This is a genomic window from Flavobacterium psychrotolerans, from assembly GCF_003097635.1.
GTDB classification, from domain to species: Bacteria; Bacteroidota; Bacteroidia; order Flavobacteriales; family Flavobacteriaceae; genus Flavobacterium; species Flavobacterium psychrotolerans.
Genome location: NZ_QCZI01000017.1, coordinates 53,537 through 74,736, shown reverse-complemented (window position 1 = coordinate 74,736; position 21,200 = coordinate 53,537). Strand labels below are relative to the sequence as shown.

17 protein-coding genes and 1 tRNA gene are annotated in these 21,200 nt (G+C 32.4%); 12 read left to right on the top strand and 6 right to left on the bottom strand.

Annotated features, from left to right (window positions below; translation table 11 throughout):
• The first annotated feature begins 517 nt into the window (after positions 1 to 517).
• On the top strand, positions 518 to 4,264 hold the full coding sequence (locus tag DB895_RS12250; protein WP_243694671.1) for a PAS domain S-box protein: 3,747 nt from the start codon (positions 518 to 520) through the stop codon (positions 4,262 to 4,264).
• Between the two features lie 43 nt (positions 4,265 to 4,307).
• Positions 4,308 to 5,165, top strand: coding sequence for a KPN_02809 family neutral zinc metallopeptidase (ypfJ, locus tag DB895_RS12245; RefSeq protein ID WP_116725652.1), 858 nt, complete (start codon positions 4,308 to 4,310; stop codon positions 5,163 to 5,165).
• Between the two features lie 76 nt (positions 5,166 to 5,241).
• On the opposite strand, the gene DB895_RS12240 is transcribed toward ypfJ, so the two are convergent.
• Both DB895_RS12240 and DB895_RS12235 read right to left on the bottom strand, forming a co-directional pair.
• Positions 5,242 to 6,282 carry an RluA family pseudouridine synthase gene (locus DB895_RS12240; protein ID WP_116725651.1) on the bottom strand — a complete coding sequence of 347 codons (1,041 nt, stop codon included), beginning with the start codon at positions 6,280 to 6,282 and terminating at the stop codon, positions 5,242 to 5,244.
• Positions 6,272 to 6,883 (bottom strand): PASTA domain-containing protein, encoded by a 612-nt coding sequence (locus DB895_RS12235; protein ID WP_116725650.1) that lies wholly within the window; start codon positions 6,881 to 6,883, stop codon positions 6,272 to 6,274. Before DB895_RS12235 ends, DB895_RS12240 begins: the two co-directional genes overlap by 11 nt.
• Positions 6,884 to 7,390: 507 nt before the next feature.
• On the opposite strand from DB895_RS12235, the gene DB895_RS12225 reads away from it, so the two are divergent.
• The 3 genes from DB895_RS12225 (at position 7,391) to DB895_RS12215 (ending at position 9,491) form a co-directional block, all read left to right on the top strand.
• Positions 7,391 to 8,365, top strand: a complete 975-nt coding sequence (locus DB895_RS12225) for a D-alanine--D-alanine ligase (protein WP_116725648.1) — start codon at positions 7,391 to 7,393, stop codon at positions 8,363 to 8,365.
• 1 nt (position 8,366) lies between these two features.
• Entirely contained in the window at positions 8,367 to 8,825 is a 459-nt protein-coding gene (gene coaD / locus DB895_RS12220; RefSeq protein ID WP_116725647.1) for a pantetheine-phosphate adenylyltransferase, read from the top strand.
• A gap of 93 nt (positions 8,826 to 8,918) precedes the next feature.
• On the top strand, positions 8,919 to 9,491 hold the full coding sequence (locus DB895_RS12215) for a PhnA domain-containing protein (RefSeq protein WP_116725646.1): 573 nt from the start codon (positions 8,919 to 8,921) through the stop codon (positions 9,489 to 9,491).
• A gap of 182 nt (positions 9,492 to 9,673) precedes the next feature.
• Here the strand turns inward: DB895_RS12215 and DB895_RS12210 are convergent, their stop codons facing one another.
• Positions 9,674 to 11,020, bottom strand: coding sequence for a DEAD/DEAH box helicase (locus DB895_RS12210; protein ID WP_116725645.1), 1,347 nt, complete (start codon positions 11,018 to 11,020; stop codon positions 9,674 to 9,676).
• Positions 11,021 to 11,093: 73 nt separating this feature from the next.
• The gene (locus DB895_RS12205; RefSeq protein ID WP_116725657.1) at positions 11,094 to 11,696 is read right to left on the bottom strand and encodes an NUDIX hydrolase; all 603 of its coding nucleotides are present in this window, start codon (positions 11,694 to 11,696) and stop codon (positions 11,094 to 11,096) included.
• 7 nt (positions 11,697 to 11,703) lie between these two features.
• Here DB895_RS12205 and pyrE point away from each other — a divergent pair, with 7 nt between their 5' ends.
• The 7 genes from pyrE to DB895_RS12170 all read left to right on the top strand — a co-directional run bounded on the left by pyrE (position 11,704) and on the right by DB895_RS12170 (position 19,710).
• The gene (gene pyrE, locus DB895_RS12200; RefSeq protein ID WP_116725644.1) at positions 11,704 to 12,351 is read left to right on the top strand and encodes an orotate phosphoribosyltransferase; all 648 of its coding nucleotides are present in this window, start codon (positions 11,704 to 11,706) and stop codon (positions 12,349 to 12,351) included.
• 88 nt (positions 12,352 to 12,439) lie between these two features.
• Positions 12,440 to 12,832, top strand: coding sequence for an SRPBCC family protein (locus tag DB895_RS12195; RefSeq protein ID WP_116725643.1), 393 nt, complete (start codon positions 12,440 to 12,442; stop codon positions 12,830 to 12,832).
• Between the two features lie 223 nt (positions 12,833 to 13,055).
• Positions 13,056 to 15,470, top strand: coding sequence for an ATP-binding cassette domain-containing protein (locus tag DB895_RS12190; protein WP_116725642.1), 2,415 nt, complete (start codon positions 13,056 to 13,058; stop codon positions 15,468 to 15,470).
• A gap of 58 nt (positions 15,471 to 15,528) precedes the next feature.
• Entirely contained in the window at positions 15,529 to 16,653 is a 1,125-nt protein-coding gene (locus DB895_RS12185) for an HlyD family efflux transporter periplasmic adaptor subunit (protein WP_166426972.1), read from the top strand.
• A gap of 5 nt (positions 16,654 to 16,658) precedes the next feature.
• The gene (locus DB895_RS12180) at positions 16,659 to 17,990 is read left to right on the top strand and encodes a TolC family protein (protein WP_116725640.1); all 1,332 of its coding nucleotides are present in this window, start codon (positions 16,659 to 16,661) and stop codon (positions 17,988 to 17,990) included.
• 270 nt (positions 17,991 to 18,260) lie between these two features.
• A complete protein-coding gene (locus DB895_RS12175; protein WP_116725639.1) occupies positions 18,261 to 19,454 on the top strand; it encodes a TlpA disulfide reductase family protein in 1,194 nt (397 codons plus the stop codon).
• A 175-nt stretch (positions 19,455 to 19,629) separates the two neighbouring features.
• Positions 19,630 to 19,710, top strand: a tRNA-Tyr gene (locus tag DB895_RS12170).
• Between the two features lie 53 nt (positions 19,711 to 19,763).
• On the opposite strand, the gene DB895_RS12165 is transcribed toward DB895_RS12170, so the two are convergent.
• A complete protein-coding gene (locus DB895_RS12165) occupies positions 19,764 to 20,456 on the bottom strand; it encodes an SIMPL domain-containing protein (protein WP_116725638.1) in 693 nt (230 codons plus the stop codon).
• A gap of 50 nt (positions 20,457 to 20,506) precedes the next feature.
• A complete protein-coding gene (locus tag DB895_RS12160) occupies positions 20,507 to 21,148 on the bottom strand; it encodes a rhomboid family intramembrane serine protease (protein ID WP_116725637.1) in 642 nt (213 codons plus the stop codon).
• Positions 21,149 to 21,200 lie beyond the last annotated feature (52 nt).

Here is a 21,200-nt window from a genome sequence, read left to right as displayed (position 1 = left end):
CATCAATAAATTCATATTTGACAGGCCAATAAACAATATTAAAAATCAAACAATTTAATTACACCCAACGGGTTAATTATAAATTAAATTTTGTTGAAAAACCACAAAAGCCACAACTTATTTTCTTCAAAAGTTGTGGCTTTTATTTAAATTTTATTCTTAAATTTATGTATTGAAGTTCTGTGTACCAAATCAAATATTTTAATTCTTATCAAAAATATTTTGTATGCTATCATTTTATAGCCTTTGGTTGCCAATAAGTTTTCTCTTTACTTTTTTCTATTGGGTTCAAATTCCCGTGTTTATTAATGAATTTCAGCTCATAAATAAATTTATTGACAATAACAAACTCTTGTTTTTAGTTCCTATTTTAATGATTTTAGTTTTTACGTTGATTTTAAATCTATTTAAAATTCAATCTGTAATAAACACCCATTTTCCAGATAAAATTTCCCAATCCGATTCAAAAAATAAAGAATATCAGCTTTACCTTCTTTTTTTGGGAATTATAATTCCAATGACAGAAATTACTTTCGAGATTTTTAAAGTAAGGGATCAAAGTTTATTGATTGCAAATTGTAGTGCTGGCCTAATTTTTTTATGTCTGTATTATGGCAGCAAAAAATTATCATTCGTATTTAGAAACGTACAACATATTTTCACCTCATTATTTGTCTTATACTTTAGTCTTATAGCTCGGAATTTAATTTTGGGGGCCACTGGCATAATTCCCATAATAGGTTTTGTCGTTTGTTTTTTTATTTCTTATGGCGTACTTAAACCCATAAAACTGTATCGGTATTTTGTTGCATCCGTTTTGATTTACTTAGTTACCGTTTTTATTTTTGGATTAGTTCCCTATAATACCGCAATCATATTATTCAGTTACTGCCTCATGGTTTGGATTGTAAATTATATAAGGCATCTTTCTTTTTTAACCGTTAACAATAAATTTCAGTTTACAAACGAAATTGTTAATAAAGGAAATATGCTCACAATTGGCTCCAATAAAAAAGGGGAATTGTCCTATTGTAGCGAAAACATAACTGAAATTTTAGGTTATAAGTCAGATGAAGTATTGGGAGCCGTTTTTTGGGAATTTTTTGAAGACCCTGATTTTATTTCAAAAAATTACAATCCTGATTTCACAGATGAAAAATTGCACATCAGAAAACTAAAATGTAAAAACGGAGAATATAAATACATTCAATGGAAAAATAAAAAGTTCTCAGAAGATTTAATAATCGGGATTGGTCAAGATGTTACGGAGCAAGAATTAGTAAAAACTCAATATGAAAATTTGGTTCAAAATGCAAATGACATTATTTTTGAAATCGATAAATATGGTAACTATACTTTCGTTAATGAATTTACAACAAGAATTACGGGTTTTAACAAAAGTGAAATTCTGTCCAGAAATTTTACCGATTTTGTAAGGAAAGATTATGCCTCAATCCTAAAGAATTTTTATGGAAATCTTTTGGAAAATGAATATCCTCCCATAGAGTTTCCGGTGCTAAAAAAAAATGGGGACTATGTGTGGGTTTCCCAAAAAATAATAGTCCGCCGAAACGAATCGGGGAAAATTATTGGTTACTCCGGAATCGCCAGAGACATTTCCATTATAAAAAATCTTGAAAATGAAAATAGGAAAAGACAGAGAAAAATCCAAAAATACAACGAAACATTAAAAGATTTTACTGCAAAAAGCTATTCCGTAGATGAAAATTTTGAAAGCATCCTAAAAACCATTTTAGAAATTACCGCAAAAACACTCCACGTTAACAGAGTCAGTTACTGGAATTATTTTCCTGATAAAATTGAATGCCAAAATCTATATGAATTAAATATAAAAAAATTTAAAAATGGATTTTCATTAACAAAAAAAGTGTACCCAAACTATTTCATGTCCATTGAAAATGAAATTCAAATCGTGGCTTCCGAAGTGTATTCGAATGAGTTAATTCAAGAATTATGCATTGATTACTTCCCTGAAAACAATATCTTTTCCCTGTTGGATACGCCCGTTTTTATCAATGGCGAGCTTAAAGGAATCATTTGTCTTGAAGCTACCGAAAAAATAAAAAATTGGGATAATGAAGATATTGGTTTTGCCCGTTCCGTTGCTGATTTGATTGTTATTGCCATAGAATCCCAAAAAAGAGCAGAATCTGAAAAAAGATTGACATATAAGGGCAAATTGTTAGCAGCAATGGTTATGTGTATCGAGAAATTTTTGCAAAGCAATAACCAAATCGACATTTTTAGGGAAACATTTCCAATTATAGGAAATGTCACAAATTTAGATCATTTGTATTATTATGAAAACGATCCCAAAACAAATTTAATTCAACAAAAATTCAAATGGGGAAAGGAAAATATTGAACTTCAAATTACCCCTTTGCGGAGTTTTACCCATGACAATTTATCGGAAATTATAGAAAAAATTAAAATGCGAAAACCATATCATTCCATAACAAGAAAAATGAATAATAGTGTTCTCAAAAAACTGTTGGTTGACAATGAAATCAAATCGGTATTGATCCTTCCTGTTTTTATTAGAGATGAATTTACAGGCTTTATAGGAATCGATGATTGCACTAATGAGAGAAAATGGTCTGAAGACGAAATTAATATTTTACAAACCCTAGCCATTAACGTAGCCACTTCTATGGAGCGAATTTCAAATGAAGCTACAATATATGAAAGTGAAGAAAAGTTCAGATTGTTGGCTAATAACATTCCCGGAACGGTTCATTTATCAAAATTTGATAAAAACGCAACAAAGGTCTATCTTAATGATAAAGTAGAACTATTAACGGGATATAATAAATCTGATTTTATTGAGAAAAAATTATCCTTCAATTCACTAATTCACCCAAATGAAAAGGCAACGATTATTAGTGAACAAAAATATAATTTATCAAATAACAAACCAATACATTCCATTTATAGAATAAAAAGAAAAACTGGCGAGTATATTTGGGTTGAAGAATTTGGAGATGCTATTTTAAAAAACAATCAAATCGAATACGTTGAAGGGGTCTTTTTTGACATAACAAAACAAAAAACATCTGAAGAAGCAATAAAAGCGAAAGAATTTGCCGAAGCGGCCAATATTGCAAAATCTGAATTTCTTGCCAATATGAGCCATGAAATTAGAACTCCGCTAAACGGAATCATCGGTTTTACGGATTTATTGATGAATACCAAATTAGAAGATTTCCAAAAACAATATATGGATACCATAAATCAATCGGCAAATTCATTAATGGAAGTTATTAATGATATTCTTGATTTTTCTAAAATTGAATCTGGTAAACTGGAACTTGGTATTGAAAAATGCAACATTCATGAATTATGCAGTCAAGTTATTGAACTGGTAAAGTATGAAGCTAAAAGAAAGCAAATAGAAATAATTTTGGACATAAAAGAAGAAGTGCCCCAATATATTTGGACAGATTATATCCGACTGAAACAAATTTTAATTAATCTGTTGAGCAATGCGCTGAAATTTACCGAAAAAGGAAAAATTGAGTTAAGCGTATCCCGAATAAGTACCGCAAAAGAAAAGAGCGTATTGCGATTATCCGTAAAAGACACAGGAATTGGAATTAAAAAAACCAATCAGGAAAAAATATTTGAAGCTTTTTCCCAAGAAGACAGCTCTACCACGAAAAAATTTGGAGGAACAGGATTAGGTCTGACCATTTCTAACCAATTGCTGCATTTAATGAACAGTCGTTTGCAATTGGAAAGTAATTTTGGTAAAGGAAGTACCTTTTTCTTTGATGTAGAATTTAAAACTTCAAACAAAGGAAAAATCACCACAAAACTAAAAAATAACAGCAAAGCTTTTGCAGAGGAATTTAAAAACAACCATAAATACGAAAAGGAACAATTACGGATTTTAATTGCAGAAGACAACAAAATCAATTTGCTTTTGGCAAAAACGTTAATCAAGCAAATTATTCCAAATTCCTCGATTTTTGAAGCCGTTGACGGAAGACAAGCTATAGGAAAATTTCTGAAAATAAAACCAGATATCATTTTCATGGACATACAAATGCCTGTCAAAAACGGTTATGAAACAACGCAGGAAATCCGTAAATTAGAAGGCACAAGGCACATACCCATAATAGCGCTCACTGCTGGAACCATAGTTGGAGAAAAAGAAAAATGTATCGCTGCAGGAATGGACGATTACGTATCAAAACCAATTGTAAAAAACACCTTAGAAAAATTAATTTATAAATGGATATAAAATTGTAATTCAAAAAAAAATAACCTCAATAAAATGTAAAGTTATGAAATGGATAGGAAGAAGACAAAGTGATAATATGGAAGACCGAAGAGGCATTTCAGGAGGAAAAGTGGCGATTGGGGGCGGAGTGATTGGAATTATTATATTGTTAATCAATCTATTTGGCGGGCAAAATGTCCAACAGCTCACTCCTATTTTAGAACAATTGCAACAAGGACAACAAACCGAACAGATAACCCAGGAATTGTCTCCAGAAGATAAAGAAATGGGGGAATTTGCGGCAACTGTATTGGCTGATACCGAAGATGTTTGGAAAAAGATATTTGAAGAGAACGGATTGAATTATGAAGAACCCAAAATGGTTTTATTCCGTAATAATGTAGAAACGGCTTGTGGTTCCGCAACATCTGCTTCCGGACCATTCTATTGTCCAAGCGACAAAAAAGTATACCTGGATTTGGCGTTTTTCGAGGAACTAAAAAGTCGTTTTGGTGCAAAAGGCGGGGATTTCGCCATTGCATACGTTATAGCTCATGAAGTAGGCCATCATGTTCAAAATCTATTGGGAACTTCAACTAATATGCGAAAATTGCAACAGGGAAAATCTGAGGCGGATGCCAATAAATTATCCGTAGCTCTCGAGCTCCAAGCCGATTTTTTTGCAGGATTATGGACGCATTATGACCAAAACAGGAATCAAATGCTTGAACCCGGTGATATTGAAGAAGCATTAAGTGCGGCAAATGCCGTAGGTGATGATGCCATACAAAGTAAAATGCAAGGGCATGTAGTTCCCGATAGCTTCACTCACGGAACTTCTGAACAAAGAATGTATTGGTTTAATCGTGGTTTTAAATCCGGGGATATTAAACAAGGAGATACTTTTGCGGAACTGAATTAATCAAAAAAATCTTAAAAAAAAGCAGTTTTGAAATTATCAAAACTGCTTTTTTTTACAATTAATTAGTCAGACTGAGTTAATCCTCATCAACCATATTCAATTTCGAATACCCGCGCCATTTTTCAATCAAATCCTTCATATCTTGAGGTAATTCAGTATCAAAACGCATCATTTCTCCAGTTGTAGGATGAATAAACCCTAATGTTTTGGCATGTAATGCCTGACGAGGCAATATCTTAAAACAATTATCAATAAATTGTTTGTATTTAGTAAATGTAGTTCCCTTCAAAATCAAATCGCCGCCGTAACGCGCATCGTTAAACAACGGATGTCCAATATGCTTCATGTGTACCCGAATTTGGTGCGTCCGACCTGTTTCAAGAATGCAAGAAACCAAGGTTACGTATCCAAAACGCTCTAAAACCTTATAATGTGTAATTGCTGGTTTTCCAATTTCTGGGTCGGCAAAAACAGACATTTGCATTCTGTCTTTTACATGTCGGGCAATATTTCCTTCTATAGTCCCTTCCTCCTCTTTCAAGTTTCCCCAAACCATGGCAATGTATTCGCGTTCCGAAGTTTTTGCTTCAAACTGCTTTGCTAAGTGTGACATGGCCGCTTCGGTTTTGGCAATCACTAAAAGTCCCGTGGTGTCTTTATCAATTCGATGCACCAATCCCGGACGTTCGCTACTGTTCATGGGTAAATTCTCAAAATGAAAAGCCAAAGCATTCACTAAAGTCCCCGTATAATTGCCATGTCCTGGATGAACCACCAAACCGGCTGGCTTATTAATTAATAATAAAGTCGAATCTTCATAAACAATATCAAGTGGAATATCTTCAGGATCAACACGATTTTCAAAAGGCGGATGAGATAACAATATCCGAACTACATCCAAAGGTTTAACCTTATAATTGGACTTTACGGGAATATCATTTACATAAATATCACCTGCAGTTGCTGCATTCTGAATTTTATTTCGGGTGGCATTTGGGATCAAATTCATCAAAAATTTGTCAATCCTTAAAAGCAATTGCCCTTTAGGAACGTCAAACCTAAAATGTTCGAATAATTCGTCCTCAACTATTTCTTGATTGTCGTTGTTATTGTGCATTTACTGGAGTTTCTGGGGTAGCAAGACTATCTAATTGTGTATCATCGAAACCAACATTTCCGTCTCCTAAGACCAAATCAATTTTGGAGGATTTAAAAACTTTATCCCCCGGATTTAATTTCTTTCCGTTCAAATGCATTTCCAGCACCATATCTTTCCCCAAGTACGGTTTATATGTTATTGTTCCTTCTTCAAGCCCAAGTGATTTCAATGTTGGTACCGCCTGACGATAGGTTTTTTCAATTAAGTCAGGAACCCGAACTGTAGTAAAACCAGAAGAATTAATCTTAATATAGATTTTCCTGCCCTCTTTCACTTTGGCTCCAGCTACAGGATCTTGATCTACCACGCTGTGTTTTGGATAATCTTTTTTATAATCTACACTATCTAAAAGCACATAATCTAAATTCAGCTCATCCAACCTCTCCTCTACTTGTTGTTCACTTAACTTGCTCAAATCCGGAACCGTAATTTCATTCCCATGTTGCGTGGTAAAGGTGAGCCAATGCATGAATAAATAACCCAAAGTTGCAAAGATTGCGAAAACAATAAATAGTTGTGTAAAAAAAACTTTACTCTTAAGATAATTACGTAAACTCATATAAAATTATATTTCCCGCAAAGATATAAAAATACTAAAGGGAATTCATTGGTCTTTTCCATTGTTTTTAATTTGCTGTGTGTAATCCGCAATCATACAAACATAAAACCGGAATAATTACCAAACGCTCTTTCTCTTTTCAAAAAAAATGATATTTTTGTTTACAATTAATTTAGGAGTTATTTACTTTGTCAGTTCGCTTCGCTCGTGTCCCGCTATTGGTTTCAATCTCTTAATAAAAAATTGGGGAAATTTCCAATGGAAACGAAGTTCAATGAACTCCGATAAAAATAGAAATCAAGTGAAGAAATCGGGGCTAGGTATTTTTGTTAAAATTTCAACATTCGTTTTTAGTAATTATGTTCTAAATTACAAGGATTCAACAATAAAAAAAGTTGAATATTGAACTTGAAACAACGAATATTGAACGAAAAAACTAATCAATTAAACGACATTGCCTGATTATACGATCAATAAAATAAGAAAAATTTAAATACTATCATACAAATGAAAAATATTGCCATCATCATGGGAGGCTACTCCAGCGAGTACAAAATTTCACTCGTAAGCGGTAACGTAGTCTATCAGTTTTTAGATAAAACAAAATACACCGGTTTTCGTATTCATATTTTTAAAGAAAAATGGGTTTATGTGAACGAAAAAGATGCTGAATTCCCAATTGACAGGAATGATTTTTCTGTTACCGTAAATGGAATCAAAATCACTTTTGACGCCGTTTTCAATGCCATTCACGGTACTCCGGGCGAAGACGGATTGATGCAAGCTTATTTTGAACTACTCGGAATTCCGCAGTCCTCCTGCGATTATTACCAAGCGGCATTAACCTTCAACAAACGCGATTTACTTTCTGTTTTAAAACCCTACGGAATAAAAACCGCGACTTCCTATTATCTCAACAAAGGGGAACATATTGACACTACCGAAATTGTGAAAAAAGTCGGTTTGCCCTGCTTCGTAAAGCCCAATAAATCCGGTTCCAGTTTCGGGATATCCAAAGTAAAAACCGAGGCCGAATTGCCAATCGCCATAGAAGTTGCTTACAAAGAGGATAATGAAATTATCATTGAAAGTTTTCTTGATGGAACCGAAGTTTCTGTAGGAGTAATTAATTACCAAGGAAAAATTACCGTTTTACCAATTACAGAAATCGTATCTGAAAATGATTTCTTTGACTACGAAGCGAAGTATTTAGGCAAGTCACAGGAAATTACACCAGCACGAATTTCAGATGAAATGACTCAAAAAGTAAGCGCTATTGCAAAACGTGCCTACGAAGTCCTAAAAATGAAAGGGTTCTCCCGTAGCGAATTCATTATTGTTGACGGCGAACCACACATGCTAGAAATGAACACCATTCCTGGTTTAACCACCGAAAGTCTAATTCCGCAACAGGCAAAAGCCGCCGGAATTTCATTAGAAGATTTGTTTACAAACGCCATAGAATTGGCATTAAACAATTAAAATGAGAAAAGCCATTTTTCCGGGTTCCTTTGACCCAATCACTTTAGGCCATTATGACATCATCAAAAGAAGTATTCCTTTGTTTGATGAAATAATTATTGCCATTGGTGTTAATGCCGAAAAAAAATATATGTTTTCTATTGAAGACAGGACCCGCTTTATAAAAGAAGCTTTTGCAGATGAACCAAGCGTTTCCGTTGTAGTTTATGAAGGTTTGACCATTGATTTATGTAAAAAATTAAAAGCCAACTTCATCCTTCGCGGACTTAGAAATCCTGCCGATTTTGAATTCGAAAAAGCGATTGCCCACACCAACAGATTATTATCAAAAATTGAAACCGTATTTTTATTAACCGCTTCAAAAACGTCTTTTATCAGTTCCAGCATTGTTCGCGATGTAATTAGAAATGGCGGTAATTATGAAATGTTAGTTCCTGATTCCGTTAGGTTAAAAAAGTAATTTTTATAAAAGGTGATATATTTGTAGAAGGCATTAATTAATCCTAATTTCGCCAAGAATTTAAGCCAAAATTAAAAATAGAAAATCAGAGAAATGGAAAGAACATTAAATAAACGCAGTGATTCAAAATGCGAACTTTGCGCTGCAACCGAAAACTTAAAAGTATATCAAGTACTTCCTACTAAAAAAGGTGGTGCTGACGAAAGCATATTTGCATGTGCAACATGTATTGACCAAATAGAAAACCCTGGTCATGAAGACTTAAACCATTGGAGAGCTTTAAATGACAGCATGTGGAATGAAAACACTGCTGTTCAAGTTGTTGCCTGGAGAATGCTAAGCCGTTTACGTGGTGCAGGTTGGCCAAAAGAATTATTAGAGATGATGTATTTTGACGAGGAAACCTTAGCTTGGGCTCAGGCAACGGGAGAAGGTGAAGAGGATGAAAATAAAATCATTCATCGTGATGTTAACGGAGTTATTTTATCAACTGGAGATTCTGTAGTTTTAATTAAAGATTTGAAAGTAAAAGGCTCTAGTATGGTGGCCAAACAAGGAACCTCTGTACGGAACATTAGACTAGATCACGAAAATGCCGAATATATTGAAGGAAGAGTTGACGGCCAAACGATTGTGATTATCACGCAATATGTGAAGAAAATCTAATTAGATTTTTAGACTTCTTAGATTTTTAGATTATTCATCTGAAATTCTAAGAGGTCTATACTATCTAAAGTTCCTTTTTTATATTTGAGAACTAAATCACTAGCTATAATAGTTATTTTAGAAATGGTGTGTGTTTTATTTATTTGGGAGATGCTTACACATCTTAATCTGAAATCTTAACACTACTCCTCCACTTTCTTAATCACTTTTCTGGCGACTTCAATTTTAAACTTCTTGCCTTTCATTTTTTCGTCGCGAATATTTTTAAGTAAGTCCTTTACTTTGTTATATTTAACAGCTGCAAACGAAATAAAATCTTTAACTTCAATTAAACCTAAATCGCCTTTCTCTAATTTTCCTTTTTGGGAAAAGAAACCAACGATATCAATTTTGTTCAGTTTGTTTTTCTTTCCTCCACTGATATACACAGTTTGAAATTCAGGAGGTTTTGGTAACGCATTAGAAGTTTCAACTTTCAATACAGCCATTCCGTAATCTAAATAATCTGCCTTTTTCTCGCTTTCATGCGCAATGATATAGGCCGTTCCTGAAGCTAACATTCTGGCCGTTCTACCGTTTCTATGAGTAAATTCGTCTTCTTTTGACGGCAGGTGGTAATGAATGACGTGTTTCATTTCAGGAATATCCAATCCACGAGCTGCCAAATCGGTTGTAACCAAATAACTCACGCTTCCGTTTCTAAATTGAATTAAAGCACGTTCTCGTTCATCCTGATCCATTCCGCCATGATAGTAGGTGGAATAGATTCCTTTTTCGTTTAGCGTGTCGCTAATACGCTCAGCAGCATCCCGATGATTACAAAAAACCAAAGCCGATTGCGATTTTAAGGAGCAAATCAAATGAAACAAACTGCCAATCTTGTCTTTCTCTTTAGAAACCACCATTTTCATCGAAAGGTTATTTCTCTCTTCATTTTCCGGAATAAAATCTAAAATGGTCGGATTTACCACTCTTGTGTATCTAGGAATCTCAATATCGGAAGTTGCCGAAACCAGAATGCGTTTGTTCAACTTGGTTAACTTTCCTATAATGAATGACATTTGCTCATGAAACCCCAATTGCAGGGATTTATCAAATTCATCCAGAATTAAAGTTTGAATTTTATCTACCCGAAAAGTGCCTCTATCGATATGATCTGCAATTCTGCCAGGAGTTCCTATCAAGACGGCTGGTGGATTGCTCAAATTCTTGATTTCTGTTTCCAGGGAGTGCCCTCCGTAACATACATTTACTTTATAATCGGTTCCCATCTTTTTCCAAACCTGCTCAATTTGCAATGCTAATTCCCGAGACGGAACCAAAATTAAACATTGAACGGAAAGGATTTCAGGTTGCAACATTTCGAAAATGGGTAGCAAAAAAGCCAATGTTTTACCTGAACCTGTTGGTGAAAGTAGCAATACATTGTTATCATTCAGGATAGTTTCTTGTGCGGCAATTTGCATTTCATTTAGGCTTTCAATACCCAAATTTAAAAGTATATTGTTAGAATGTTGTTTCTTGTTCATTTTGCAAAGATAAGGAATAAGTATTCAGTGGCATTGTTCGGTTTTCACTTAAACAGGAAAACTGCAACTGAAACTATTTTAAGACTTTTTCTTCTTCAAACAATAATTTTATATTTTCATATGAATTTTTCAACGCTTCCTGAACTTGTTCCGGATTTAGCCATGCCACTTTTTCGATTCCTTCTTCGGCTTGACCAATGGGAATTCCATCATAATCGGAAGTCATTTCAAACCATTGCGTAATCTTAAGCTTGTAAACGCCGTTTCGCTTGAAAATATGATAGGTTTTTTGTAGTTTTTTAGTAACTACCAATTTATCCACACCAGTCTCCTCCTCTACTTCACGCAAAGCGGTATGGGACATTTTTTCTCCTTTTTCTTTTCCGCCTTTGGGTAAATCCCACTTTCCGTTTCTAAGAATGAATAGTACTTCCCCTTTTTTATTGTAAACGAAACCTCCACCTGCTCTTTGAACTGGGATTTTTTCTTTCAATTTTTTTAAAATTACTTCTTCATCGGGATAATATAAATAACATTTTTTAATTTTATTGTTGAACATTTTAATTATAATTTGTTCAATATCAATACTCTCCAACAAAAACATCTGAAAATCGGTTTCTTTGGCGATTTCATTTGTTAAAAAAAGTGGTTTATCGTTGACAAAAACTTTATACATTTGTATTATGATTTTTAATAAAGACACAGCCGAAAAAACAGCCGAATTGCTTTTGCAAATAAATGCAATTAAATTGAATCCGAAAAATCCTTTTACGTGGGCATCGGGTTGGAAATCGCCTATTTATTGTGACAATAGGCTAATACTCTCATTCCCAGCCATAAGAAATTATATTCGGGAAGAATTTTCAAAAAATATTGAAAAAAAATTCGGAAAACCGGATGTAATTGCCGGTGTTGCCACTGGAGCAATTGGAATTGGTATGCTTGTAGCAGAATATATGGGATTGCCATTTGTATATGTGCGCCCCGAGCCTAAAAAACATGGAAGACAAAATCAGGTGGAAGGATTTCTTCAAAAAGGGCAAAACGTTGTTATTGTAGAGGATTTAATCAGTACAGGGAATAGTAGTTTACTTGCCACTGAAGCCTTGCGTGCAGCTGGTGCAAACGTAAAAGGAATGGTTGCTATTTTTACTTATGGTTTTGATATTGCAGAAGAAAATTTTAAAAAAGCAAATCTGGATTTATGCACTTTGAGTAATTATCAAAATTTATTGAATTTAGCTGTCACAAAAAAATATATTACCGAAAAAGAACAAATCACGCTGAAGGAATGGAGTAATTCCCCTTCTGTTTGGGGAGTTGAAGTTTAAAAACTGGGGCATTTTCAGTCTAAAACGAAACCCTCGTTAACCTACAAATAAAAATAACAAGAAGTCCATTTATCTAAAAATCTAATCGATGAATTTAGAAAGCCCAAAAATAAGCGTAGAAAAATCAGCACAACATTTATTTGATTCCTTAAGTGATGTCAAAAATTTTGAAAAAATAATGCCGGAATCCATTGCCAAGTTTCAAGTAATTGGAACTGATGCTTTTATTTTTGGCTTAAAAGGCATGCCTGAAATAAAATTGCAACTGAAAGAGAAAATAGCGCCAAACAAAATTGTTCTTGGTGCGGCCAGTGACAAATTACCGTTTACTTTGACTGCTAAAATTGACACCGTAACAGAAAACAAATCGGATGTCCAATTGTTTTTTGAAGGTGAATTTAATGCCATGATGGCAATGATGGTAAAAGGACCAATTGGAAAATTTATTGAAACTTTAGCCGGAAACATGAATAAATTATAGATAACAAAATCTTTATAAACAAGAGATAGAGAGTCTTTTAGTAATAACTAAAAGACTCTTTTTTTATATCACTATTGTTAAATTATCATTTTATCGAATATTCTGGTTAGTCACGGAAAAATTTAGCAAAAGCAATTTTAAATAAGTAATATTGTAAGTGATTATTTATTTAATTGTCAGATAATATTTAATTAACACTTAATTGGACGAATCCTCCTATTCTATGCCTAAAACCGACCCCCAATTAAAAAGCAACGATTGCGGAATTAGCGCTATCAAGACCGTATTTAATATCTATGAAAAAAACATTTCCCGAAAATATATCGAGCAAAATATCCCTATTGAAGAGAAAGGTTCTCGCATTGCCGATGTAAAAGATTTCTTTAACGCAAACGGATTTATTGCGCAATTTAAGTTATTGGATATAAACTACATTGAAGGAAATGAAGGCTATTTAGAACAATTATTCCCGTTTATCATTCCCATTCAAAACAAACGAGGTATGCATTATGTTGTTGCGAATGAATTAAAAAATAAAAGGTTAAAAATATATGACCCTAGCAAAGGAAGCCAATATTACTTGTCTTTACAGGAAATAAAAAAAAACGCACTATTAAATAAAAACAACTGGGATTTAGCCGAAACGGAAGACAAAATAGTCGCGCTCTGTTCGCAAGATTTAAAAGAATTCAAAATAAATTTAGAAAGTGCAATCGCCGACAATGGTCATGCCTCCCTTTTTAATAAACTTACCTATTTTAAATATCTGAAGGAAAGTTTTGGATTTAAAGACGCTATTGCAGAGAAAAATTTTCTTTGTGATTTATTAAAAAATCAAGAAATTTCATGTGTTCCTACAAATTTTAAAACCCTTGAGTTAGAAAAAGGAAAAATAAAAAACAATTCTCCCTTGATTCTTGTGGTTAAACCCGATCCAGAAAAAGAATCCACAACATCATATCCAGAAGAAGAAAAAGGCAGTTTGTATTGGAAATTATTCAAGCAATTGGGAGAACATAAAAAACTGTGGTACATCTATATTTTTGCAGCCTTATTTTCAGCAACAACAGCCCAAATTGCAGTTTTTACGAACCAGATATTAATTGACAATGTTTTGCCAACCTATAACCTAAATACGCTTGTGTTATTTGCTATTGGTTTGGGAATATATAAAATTTTTGATGTTTTCACGACACTGTATAAAAATTTTGTAAGTATTCATTTGGGCAATGCTTTAGACAAGTATTTCTTATTTTCATTTGATGAAAAAATTAACAGCTCTTCTCTTTCTTACATCCATTCCTATAAAAAAGGTGATTTGATGGAACGAGTGAGTGATTCTATAAAATTGAAAACCTTTTTCATGAAGTTTTTTACGGGGATTTTAGTGGATCTTATCGTTTCAATGTACTCCCTTTGCATTCTATTTTTAATTGACAAAATGCTCACCTTCATCGTGTTAATTGTTATGATTTTATTCTTTTTTTGGTTCAAATTCATAACTCCTTATCTCAAACAAAATGAGAGGTTACGTTACATTAGAAAAGCTGATTTTATCTCTAAAATGATGGAAAAAGTAGATGGTATCCAAGTCATTAAAAGTTTTAAAATAGAACGTTTTCATTCCAATAAAATTTATAATAGCATAAATAGTTACTTAAAAATACAACTCAGAAACGGTTATGTTGATTTAATCAATAAACTGGTTGTGGCAGTGATTGTAATTATTTCCACAATATTTATCATGGTTTTCCTAACAAAATCAGCAATAGAAACACAAGTGATTACATTGGGTCAAATTATAACTTTCATCGCATTATCATCAAAAATATTTTCTTCCTTAAAAGGGATTTTAGATGACAACATGACCCTTCAAGAAAACGAGGTGATATTAAAAAGATATTTAGATTTTGATGAACAAGCCAAAAAAATATCTGAAAAAGGAATCAAGGATTTTACTATCGATAAAATGGAGTTTCAAAATCTTAATTTCGGGTATTTACCGAATGAATTAGTCCTGAAAGACATTAATTTGAAATTAAAGAAAGGTGATAAAATAAAAATTGAAGGTCAAAATGGTTCCGGAAAATCAACTTTCAGCAAGGTGTTAACAACGCTTTATCTTCCCAATTCAGGTGCGATTTTGATAAATGATCGGGATAAGAAATTTTACAATGAGGATAAAATGCGAGACAAAATCCTCTTGGTCACTAATGAAGATATTTTATTTAATGATACGATTCAAAATAATATTGCTTTAGGAAGGGAAATTTCGATTTCAGATATTCTGGATAAAGCAAAAGCAATTAATTTTTATGATTTTATTGCTTCAAAAGACGATGGTTTAGATTTTGTTATTAATGAAAATGGGAAAAATCTTTCTACCGGACAACGTAAAAAAATACTCTTGCTCAGAGCTCTATTTTCTCAAGCAAATCTGATCATACTAGACGAAGTACTTTCGGGAATGGATATTGAATCTAGAAATAAAGTAGAATCTTTAATTGACGCTGATGATGACAAAACATATATCATCATTTCTCATGAACCCATAAACAGCATTAATTTTTCCAAAAAATACAAAATTACTAATGGAGAACTATACGTATTACAACACGAAATCGATCAGCTTTATTAAAATTTTAAATAAGATTCTGATATCATTTTTGATTATTACCATCGTTTTAATTTTTACGTTGAAAATTAATGATACCGTAAATTTTAAAGAAGGGCAAATTTTCTCTGATACTCCACAATTAAAAATTAATGCCCCAAATGAAGTAAAAGTTTTAAAAGTACTGGTTAAAGAAGGGCAAGAAGTACAGAAAAACGATACCCTTTTTATACTTGAAAATAAAAAAACAAAATCAGATTATGATATTCTGAACACCGATGTTGCTTCAATGGAGAACAAAATTGCAATCATAAAAAATTTGATTTTCAATACACTAGAACGTAAAAACTCACTAATACAATTACTAACTATTCAATCAAACATTTACAAATCCGACCGAAATAAAACTGCACAAGAAATTAATTCCTTAAATAATAAAATTAAATTATCGTCCCAACAAACATCAATTCTCACCGATAAATTTAAAACGGATTCCTTGTTGTATGCAAAGGGTGCGATTTCTAGATACGAAATGACCGATACCAAAAACAGGAACCTGGACGATAAAAAAGGACAAGTGGATATTAAATCGAGTTTCAGTGTCAAGAATTATGATTTCGAAAATTTACTTCATAATTACGAGAGAACAAAAAATGATTTGAAACGAAATATCATTGATGTTGACAATCAAATTCAAAATTATCAAAGAGATATTGTGGAACTGAAAGCACAAATAAAAGATGCAAAATCCAATTTAACATACATTTCAGATGAACTAGGAAAATTAGTGATTGTGTCTCCAATCAATGGAACAATATCAAATCTTTTTAATGCAAGACAAAATATTGAAATTGTTTCTAAAAATGACCTCCTAACAATTATTGCACCCAAAAAAGAAACCTTCTATGCTAAAGTAATTTTAGACGAAAAAGACCTTGCTTATATTAAAAAGGGGCAAGACATCAATCTCAAATTAGATGCTTATAATTACTATCGATACGGTGCAATTAAAGGAAATATTACCTATGTTTCACCCTCGGATGTGGACAAAACCTTTTACTGTCTGGCTAATATTAAGAAATACAATCCGAACATCAATCTCAAAGCGGGTTACAAACTTAAAGGAGAAGTCATCATCGAGGAGATGAAACTATTTCAATACATCATCAAAAAATTATTTAATAAAATTGATAGCAGTATCCATTAACAATCATGAAAAAGAGTGTTGTAATTGTAGTGTTTTTTATCGTTTCCAATTCAGTTTTTGGACAAGAAATTTTCACATTTAATGATTGTTTGAATCTTACGATTAAAAACAATCTCTTGCTAAAAAGTGCCGTTAATGATGAACAGATTGCCCTTTACCAATACAAAGCCAGCTATGGAAAATTGTTGCCTTCAGTTTATATATTAGCAGAGAATAAAAATTCATGGGGTCGGGAAATAGACCAAAATACAAATTTATTTGTCGACAAAGAATTGAAATATTACGGGGGGAATATTAATGCCGTCTTCAACTTATTTTCAGGGTTTACAACAATTAACACAATTAAATCTAATCGACTGGACGTAAAAATAAATAGGGCTAATATAGAAAAAGTAAAAAATGAAATCACGATTAGTTTAGCTCAAAAATTCATTACAATTCTTTATTTAGAAGAAATTATTATAGCCAATCAGGAACAGATAAAATCAAGTGAGAAACAATTGGAATTGGCCATTTTAAAATACACCTCTGGGGCTATTTCCGAAAGTGAAGTTTTCAAAATAAGATCTCAAAAAGCAACAGAGGAGCTAAATTTGTTGACTAATGAAAATCATCTAACCGATAATTTTATTAGTTTAAAACAGTTAATGAATATCCCATTAGAGAAAGAAATAAAATTGGTCAAACCTGCTTTAGAACTTCATGAAAATATCTTATTAGAAGACAATCCATTTTCATTAACAAAACAAGCTATAGAAATAAATCCTTTGCATTCCATGAGTCTATTAAAAGAAAAAAAGGCAAGAACCTCACTTTCTCTAGCAAGAGGATCAAGGTATCCTGTTTTAAGCATGCGCCTTTTATCGGGTTCGAATTATACAGATAATTATTTTGACAAAAACGAGGTGTTAATTCCTAATAACGACCAAATACAAAACAATTTCATCAAAGGATTACGACTTAATTTATCGATTCCTATTTTCAGTCAATTGGAGAATTTTTCCAAAATAAAAACAAGTAGATTAAACTATAAACAATCCAAAATCGATACTCAAATAATCCAAAATAATCTATCAAAAGAAGTTTTAAAAGCAATAACTGATACCAAAACTTCTATAAAAAAAAATGAATCCTCTGCAATGGCTTTTGAATTTTCACAAAAAAGTTACGATGCCGATATATTAAAATTTGAATTAGGTAAAATAAATATCAATGAACTTAACAATACTAAAATGATTTATAACAATTCTCAAGTAGAGTTAATCCAATCAAAATATGAACTATTATTTAACAATGCCCTAATTAAGTTTTATTTAGGAGATAATTTTTCATTATAATTTATGTATTTACTATTCTGCAATCGCTAGATATTAAGCGTAAAATTCATTGACCATAAAATTATGCCTTTTTTAAATGCTTCTATAATGAGCATTTATTAATTTTTAGTTAGCTGAATGTTAAAGATAAATTAATTTTACAATTAAGTTTTGAAATTGGATTTCAGAATAGTAAATACATAAACAATAACATAAAATTAAGTCGTAAAATTATAAATAACCTATATTTTTAAATACTTTTGCAATCTTAAATTCAAAATCTAATTTAAAATGAAATCGAAGATTCAACAATACAAAAATGTATCATTAATGACTAAAAAAATTCTTTTATTACTTGCTGTAGTTTCTGTTTTAATTTCTTGTAATAAAGCTGGAAAAAACGAATATATCGTTACTGGTACCATTAAAGGCATTGATAATGGTAAAACGGTAACTCTTGAAGTTCAGGATCAAACTACAGGTCAATTGAAACCAGTCGATACTGTAAAAATTGAAAACGGTAAATTCACTTTCAAAGGATCTGCTAAGGAGCCTGAAATATATTTAGTTCAGGTAGAAAAAGTAGAAGGAAAAATTCCATTTATTTTAGAAAATGGAGATATTGATATGATTATCAATAAAGATAGTGTTAACAATACTAAAGTTACCGGAACATATAATAACGACGAGCTTACTGGTTACAAGGAAAATGGAATGAAAATTCAGAAGAAAATGATGAAATTTCAACAAGACAATATGGCCAAAATGAATGAGGCACAACAAAAGAAAGATACTGTTGTGATGAATGATTTAAGAAAAGAATACAGTAAATTTCAAGATGAATTTGCAAAACAATCGGAAGATTATTTAAAAACACATCCAAAAGCATTTATTTCTACTTTAATAATTGAAGGAATGTTCAACCAAATGGTTCCTGATGTTGAAAAAATCACAAAATACTACACTGCTTTAGATAAATCATTACAAGACACTAAACACGGGAAATCCATCAAAACTAAATTAGATCAAATAACAAAACCAGTTGCTGCAGTTTCAGGTTCAGTAGAAGTTGGAAGTATGGCCCCTGATTTTTCAGCTCCAAATCCTGAAGGCAAATCAATATCTCTAAAAGAAAGTTTGGGAAAAGTCACTATTATTGATTTTTGGGCTTCATGGTGTATGCCTTGTAGAGCTGAGAATCCAAGTAACGTAGCTCTGTATGCTGAATTGCATGCAAAAGGATTAAACATTATTGGTGTATCTCTTGACAAAGACGCTGCAAAATGGAAAGAAGCAATTGCTAAAGACAAACTAACTTGGACTCAAATTTCTAATTTGAAATCATGGGAAGATCCAATTGGCGTAACGTATAACGTAAAATCAATCCCAGCAACATTCATTCTTGATGCAACCGGAAAAATCATTGCTAAAGATTTAAGAGGTGCTGAATTGAAAGCCAAAGTTATTGAACTATTGGGTAAATAATTCATTATTACTATAGTATTAAAAAAATCTCCTTAACGGAGATTTTTTTATTTAATTCAATACCAAAGGATTAAGAAATGCATAAAAATTAAGTTCTAAATTAGTTTGTAAACATCGAAACAGTTTTTATATTTGCAACCGCTTGGAGGAAATATATACTATTTTTTCAACTACTGGGGAGATACTCAAGCGGCCAACGAGGGCAGACTGTAAATCTGCTGTGTGAACTTCGCAGGTTCGAATCCTGCTCTCCCCACAAAAAAAAGTCCCAATTAATTGGGACTTTTTTCATATATTAAATTGCTGTTTTTACTCTAAAATAAAACTCACGCTTACATTTACAATTATTTCCATTTCTCCCGCTGCTAAGGTTTCTCTTGACTCTGAAGCATCCGCCATTGCCATCGTTTTCATTGCAGCATAACGAATTGGTTGCGGATTGTAATTTTGTGAATTGTCGGAAATTGTAATGGCTTTACCCACTTTTTGTCCCAAAACAGACACAAAATCTTCTGCTTTTGCCTTAGCATCTTTAACCGCCAATTTTCGTGCGTCAGACTGTATTTGGATAAACTTTGAAGACTTGAACTCTACATTGTCAATTCTGTTAATTCCTATTTCAACTAACCCGTCAATTAAGGCATCGTATTTTGACAAATCTTTCAAAAGGATTTGAACGGTTTGAGTTGCCAGGTAATTGTGTTTCTTTTTTTCATAATCGTAATTCGGATTCAAAGAAACGCGTTGGGTTTGGTAATCTTCTTTTGCAATAGCTGATTTTTTGATGAATTTTAAAACTGCATCCATTTTAATGTCATTCTCTTTTTTTACATCCACAGCATTAGTTCCCTTAGTTTCTAATGAAATGGAAATGGAGGCCTGATCGGGAATTGCTTTTATTTTTCCTTCTCCCGATACGTTTATTATTGGAACTTGTTTTAGCTCTTGAGCCTGTAATAGGGTTGTAAAAACCATGATTAAAATAAATGCTGCTTTTTTCATTTTTATAGATTTAGTTTGTTTTCAAAATTTGTATTCAAATCTTATGCCAATTATAGCTTTCCCATTTTAGCCATAACAAAAAGTATCACAATGGGAATTGCCAATAAGACCACCATGAAGGTGTTTTCGGTAAGCATTTGTGGTTCTTTTAGAATGGTAATCAGATAACCACCAATAGCACCTCCAAAATGCGCCGTATGGCCTATGTTATCATTCTTGGCTTTCATTCCGTAAATAGAATATAACAAATACCCTATTCCGAAAAGATACGCTGGTATCGGGATCGGAACAAAGAACAAGTATAAGCTCATGTCCGGCTGCAATAATATAGCCGAATATAAAATGCCCGTAACCGCACCCGAAGCTCCAATAGCACGGTAATTATAATCGTTCTTGTGAAAATATAGCGTTAGCAAACTACCAAAAATTAAACTTGCGGCATAAACGGTCAAAAAAGAGAAACTTTCCAGATGATTAATCACTACTGGCGCAAACATAAACAACGTAAACATATTAAAAAATAAATGTCCAATATCCGCATGCAGAAAACCTGAGGAAATCATTCTGATTTGTTCACCGGAACGAATGCTCCCGATATGAAATTCATATTTTCTAAAAAATGTCAAATCCCCAAAACCTTTAAAACTTATAATTAAGTTTAGTGCAATAATCACTAGAAGAACTATATTCATGTCGTCTGTTTTATTTGCCGTAAAAATAGATATAGTTTTTTTAGCTTTTGTT